General features: G+C 65.6%; 1 pseudogene. It reads left to right on the top strand.

Going from position 1 to position 587, the window contains the following annotated elements:
• Window positions 1–153: 153 nt before the first annotated feature.
• Window positions 154–587 (top strand): annotated as a pseudogene (locus M3149_RS22685) (DDE-type integrase/transposase/recombinase); the annotation flags it as partial.

Raw genomic sequence — 587 nt, 5'->3', positions numbered from 1 at the left:
GTCCTGGTTCAACCATCAAAGACTGCTGGAGCCCATCGGCTACATCCCGCCGGCAGAGGCTGAGGCAAACTACTGGCGGCATCTCGCCAATCAGGACTCCATGGCGGAGGCCTGACTTAAACCAACCGGCCTCCACGAAAGCCGGGGCGGTTCAACCTGCTGCGCCCGCAGTTTCCGGGCGTCAATCACAAGCGCGTGTACCGCCTGTACCGGCAAGCCAACCTGGCCGTGCGCCGGCGCAAGAAGAGCAAGCGACCCGTCAACGAGCGCATGCCGCTGCAGCTGGCGCGCACGGTCAACGAGGTGTGGAGCATGGACTTTGTGAGCGACAGCCTCTCGGGCGGTCGGCGACTGAAGTGCCTCACGGTGGCCGATGACTTCAGCCACGAGAGCGTGGACATCGTGGTGGACTTCGGCATCTCGGGTGAGTACGTCACGCGCGTGCTGGACCGCGCCGGCCGCCCTGTTTCGCGGGTATCCGCAGGTGGTTCGCACCGACAACGGGCCGGAGTTCACCAGCCGGGCGTTCATGGCCTGGGCGCAGGCACACGGCATCCGCCACATCCTGATCCAGCCTGGGCGACCCA

This window comes from Hydrogenophaga intermedia, from assembly GCF_023715105.1.
In the GTDB taxonomy this organism is placed as follows: Bacteria; Pseudomonadota; Gammaproteobacteria; order Burkholderiales; family Burkholderiaceae_C; genus Hydrogenophaga; species Hydrogenophaga intermedia_A.
This window is presented reverse-complemented; position numbering and strand designations above follow the sequence as displayed.